3 protein-coding genes are annotated in these 4414 nt (G+C 65.5%); all 3 read left to right on the top strand.

Annotated elements, in window-relative coordinates:
- The first annotated feature begins 509 nt into the window (after positions 1–509).
- The 3 genes from JYJ84_RS29430 (at position 510) to JYJ84_RS29420 (ending at position 4377) form a co-directional block, all read left to right on the top strand.
- Positions 510–854, top strand: coding sequence for a DUF3564 family protein (locus JYJ84_RS29430; RefSeq protein WP_122946872.1), 345 nt, complete (start codon positions 510–512; stop codon positions 852–854).
- 419 nt (positions 855–1273) lie between these two features.
- On the top strand, positions 1274–3169 hold the full coding sequence (locus JYJ84_RS29425; RefSeq protein WP_175222614.1) for a penicillin-binding protein 2: 1896 nt from the start codon (positions 1274–1276) through the stop codon (positions 3167–3169).
- A gap of 212 nt (positions 3170–3381) precedes the next feature.
- Positions 3382–4377, top strand: a complete 996-nt coding sequence (locus JYJ84_RS29420; RefSeq protein WP_122946870.1) for an arabinose ABC transporter substrate-binding protein — start codon at positions 3382–3384, stop codon at positions 4375–4377.
- The last annotated feature ends 37 nt before the right edge of the window (positions 4378–4414 follow it).

The raw sequence follows: 4414 nt of genomic DNA, 5'->3' as shown, positions 1-4414 counted from the left end.
TCTGGCACGAGGCGGCGGCAGCCGCCGAGGACGGGCGTCCGCGGCACTGGATCGGGAAGATCCCAGTGTGGGGCCCGACCGCAGGCAAGTCTGTCCCGAAAGTTTCGTGAAAGTGTGCCGATTTGTACGCGATTGTCGGAGTCTGTCGTACCGGCCACGCCGTCAAAACGCCGCAACATCCGATCGGGCCGCCTTCCGACGATGCGGCACCACTCTGGATTGGGCCGGTTTCCGCGGCGGGCCGCACGCGACAGATCGACGCGCCTCCCGGCCATGTCATCCCATGTCTCGATGATCGCCCCGGCCCCCATCGGCACCGCGATCGCCGGTGCGCGTGTATTTGCGCGCGCCGCTGGAATAACCATGAATCGTCAGACGTCGTTCCATCTGAAACCGCAATGAACTCAATACGGATTTATTGCGGTTTATCACTTGCGTTTCACACCAGTCTATCTAGACTGTTCAAGTCAAAACGGTCGAATGTGTCATTTTTATAGGAGACGATCACAATGCGCCTCACCATTCGGATTAATGGCAGCGAATCGGCAACCCGGCATTCCTTCGCGGTACTGTGGGTCGATACTGACGAGGGGCTGTGGTCGCGCGAGGCACATCAGGGCATGGATCTTCCGACCTGGGGCAAGGTGCGCGATGTCGAGGGCGCGATGGCGCTCTGCGCGGCCGACGGCGGGAATGCCGTGTGCCAGTTGAAGGGACTGTCGTTCGATGCGACGCAGCGCGAACAGGGCCCCGCCGTGCTCGCCGGCGATCACCCCGGCGCGTGGCGGCTGCAGGCCGTCGATCGTTGCACCAGCGAGCCGGAATACCACGAGTTCATTTCCGTCGCCCGATAGAAATCATCGATGTAATTCGTCTGCGGTTTTCGGGTTTATTCCGGTTTCAACGATATTCATTTCGATATTCAGCATTAACGGCGCCCCATATCGGGGCGTTTTCATTTTCCGGTTCAAATAAATAACCGTGCCCCGGGCAATTGATCGCATACCGGGGTCGGCCGGTATCGGCCGTCCCCGGGATCGCGCGCCCGGATCGACACGCAGCGAATCGCCCGTCTTGCCTCGCCGGCCGCGTCGCGTCGGTGAAGTGCCGCATCCCCCGCCTTTCCGCCCCGATTCCGCCCTTTGCCGGAGCACCGATAGCCGCTTTTTCTCAGGGCCGGAACACACTTTCCCCACACGGTGTTTACTCATTTATTACAATCGCATTATTCAGACTGACTAGCCGCCCTCCGGCGGCCCGACCCGGCCATTGCATGAGCGTGAAAAAGAAGACCCACCCCGCCGATCCGTACGCGGCCGCGACCAAGAACCCCATGCTCGCGTCGCGCCTGCCGATGTGGCGCTCGAAGCTGATCGTGATCATCGTGTTCCTCGCGTTTGCCGCACTGATCGGCCGCGCCTTCTGGGTGCAGGTGGCGAACAAGGAGTTCTATGTCGGCCAGGGCCAGAAACGCTACCAGCGCACGATCGAGCTCGACGCGACGCGCGGCAGCATCGTCGACCGCAACGGCGCGATGCTCGCCGTCAGCCTGTCGACCTATGAAATCTGGGCGAACCCGAAGCAGGTTGCCGACACCGACTACCCGCAGATCTCGAAGCTGCTCGACATGCCGCTCGTCGAGGTCAAGCGGCGCCTCGGCAACGACAAGACGTTCGTGCTGCTCAAGCGGCAGGTCGACGCGGACACCGCGGGCAAGCTCGACAAGCTGGCGATCGACGGCATCACGCAGATCGCCGATTCGAAGCGTTTCTACCCGGAAGGCGAATCGGCCGCGCACGTGGTCGGCTTCACGAACATCGAGGACAAGGGCCAGGAAGGCGTCGAGCTCGCGGCGAATGCACGCCTGGTGGGCACCTCCGGGCAGCGCGAGGTGATTCGCGACCGGCTCGGCCGCATCGTGTCGGATACGCGCCCGCTCGTCCCGGCGCAGCACGGCGCGACGATCGAACTGACGATCGACCGCCGCATCCAGCAGCTCGCGTTCAGCCAGCTCAAGGCGGCCGTGGTCGAAAACAACGCGGTGGCCGGCAGCGTCGTGGTGCTCGACGCGCAGAACGGCGAGATCCTCGCGCTCGCGAACTACCCGACCTTCGACCCGAACGACCGCGCGCGCCTCACCGGCCAGCAGTTGCGCAACCGTGCCGTGATCGACACGTTCGAACCGGGCTCGACGATCAAGCCGCTCGTCGTCGCGCTGTCGATCGACGAGCGCAAGGTCACGCCGAACACGATCATCAACACGTCGCCGGGCACCTACAAGATCGGCCCGGCCGTGATTCACGACACGTCGAACCACGGCTCGCTGACGGTATCGCAGGCGCTGCAGAAGTCGAGCAACGTCGCGCTCGCGAAGCTCGCGCTGAACCTGCCCGCCGAAACGATCTGGAACAAGTACCAGGAATACGGGATCGGCCGCGCGCCGGAACTGACGTTCCCGGGCGTCGCATCCGGCCGGCTGCGCGGCTACAAGCGCTGGCGGCCGATCGAACAGGCGACGATGGCGTACGGCTACGGCCTGTCGATGTCGCTGCTGCAGATCGCGCAAACCTATACGGCCTATGCCGGCGACGGCACGCTGCACCCCGTGTCGCTGCTGAAGAACGGCACCGACCAGCAGACGATCGACGCGCATCGCGGCCACCGCGTGACGTCGGCGCAAACGGCCGCATCGATCCGCTCGATGCTCGAGATGGCGGTCGGCGAAGGAGGCACGGGGCGCCGCGCGCGCGTCGACGGCTACCGGATCGGCGGCAAGACCGGCACCGCGCGCAAGCAGGTCGGCGCGACCTATGCGAAGGGCAAGTACCGCGCGCTGTTCGCGGGGATGGCGCCGATGAGCAACCCGCGCCTGATCGTCGCGGTGATGATCGACGAGCCGCGCGGCAAGGGCTATTACGGCGGCACGGTGGCCGGCCCGGTGTTCGCGTCGGTCACGAGCGGCTCGCTACAGTTGCTCGGCGTGCCGCCCGACGCACCGGTCGAGCCCGAGAAGACGCCGCCGGCGAGGGCGATTGCACCGCAGAAGACGGTAGCTGCACCCAAAGCGGCTGCGCAGACCAAGACGGCCACTGCGCCGAAAACCGCCGCGCCGCTGAAGACTGCCGCGCCGTCGAAAGCGCCGGCGCAGGCAAACATGGCGGCGGGATGATCGGCGCAGCTCGCGCGACGCGTCGGCCTCCGGCGCGCGCGTGACGCCCTCACCGACTCGTCGCCTCCACACACGTTCCCGCCGCCGGGCACCGTCCCACTTTCTAGGAACGCCGCGCATCATTTGAGCGTTCCCGCTCCCTCCTCCTACAATTTTTCCGCGCGTCGGGCAGCCCTGCCCGCGTGCGCGACTACAACAAAGGAGAGACACGCATGCGATTCCACTGGAAGACGCTCGCACTGGCCATCGCGAGCGCGGCACTGGTCGGCGGGGTACCCGCCCATGCCGCCGACCCCGCCGACGTGAAAATCGGCTTCCTCGTCAAACAGCCGGACGATCCGTGGTTCCAGGACGAATGGCGCTTCGCCGAACAGGCGGCGAAGGAAAAGCACTTCACGCTGATCAAGATCGCGACGCCGAGCGGTGAAAAGGTATCGACCGCGCTCGACAGCCTCGCCGCGCAAAAGGCGCAGGGCGTGATCATCTGCGCCCCGGACGTGAAGCTCGGCCCCGGCATCGCCGCCAAGGCGAAGCGTGCGGGGATCAAGCTGATGTCGGTCGACGATCAGCTCGTCGACGGCCACGGCGCACCGCTCCAGGGCGTGCCCCACATGGGCATCTCCGCGTACAAGATCGGCCAGCAAGTCGGTCAGGCGATTGCCGACGAGACGAAACGGCGTGGCTGGAATCCGGCCGAGGTCGGCATCATCCGGATCGCGTACGACCAGTTGCCGACCGCGAAAGAGCGCACGACGGGCGCAGTGGACGCGCTCAAGGCCGCCGGCTTTCCGGCCGCGAACGTGATCGACGCCCCTGAAATGACGGCCGACACCGAAGGCGCATTCAACGCGGCGAACATCGCGCTCACCAAGCATGCGAATTTCAAGCGCTGGGTCGCGTTCGGCTCGAACGACGACACGACGGTCGGCGCGGTGCGCGCCGCCGAGGGGCGCGGCATCGGCGCCGACGCGATGGTTGCGGTCGGCATCAACGGCAGCCAGGTTGCGCTCAACGAATTCGCGAAGCCGAAGCCGACGGGCTTCTACGGCTCGATCCTGCTGAATCCGCGCCAGCATGGCTACCAGACGAGCGTGAACATGTACGACTGGGTCACGAAGAACCAGGCGCCGCCGCCGCTCGTGCTGACGTCCGGCACGCTGATCACGCGCGACAATGAAAAGCAGGCGCGCGCCGCACTCGGTCTGTGAGCCAACCCAAGGAGCCGACATGACACGCACCACCCTC

The sequence above is a fragment of the Burkholderia sp. LMG 13014 genome, assembly GCF_905232215.1.
GTDB lineage: Bacteria > Pseudomonadota > Gammaproteobacteria > Burkholderiales > Burkholderiaceae > Burkholderia.
The sequence above is the reverse complement of the archived record's forward strand: the minus strand, read 5'-3'. Positions and strand labels throughout refer to the sequence as shown.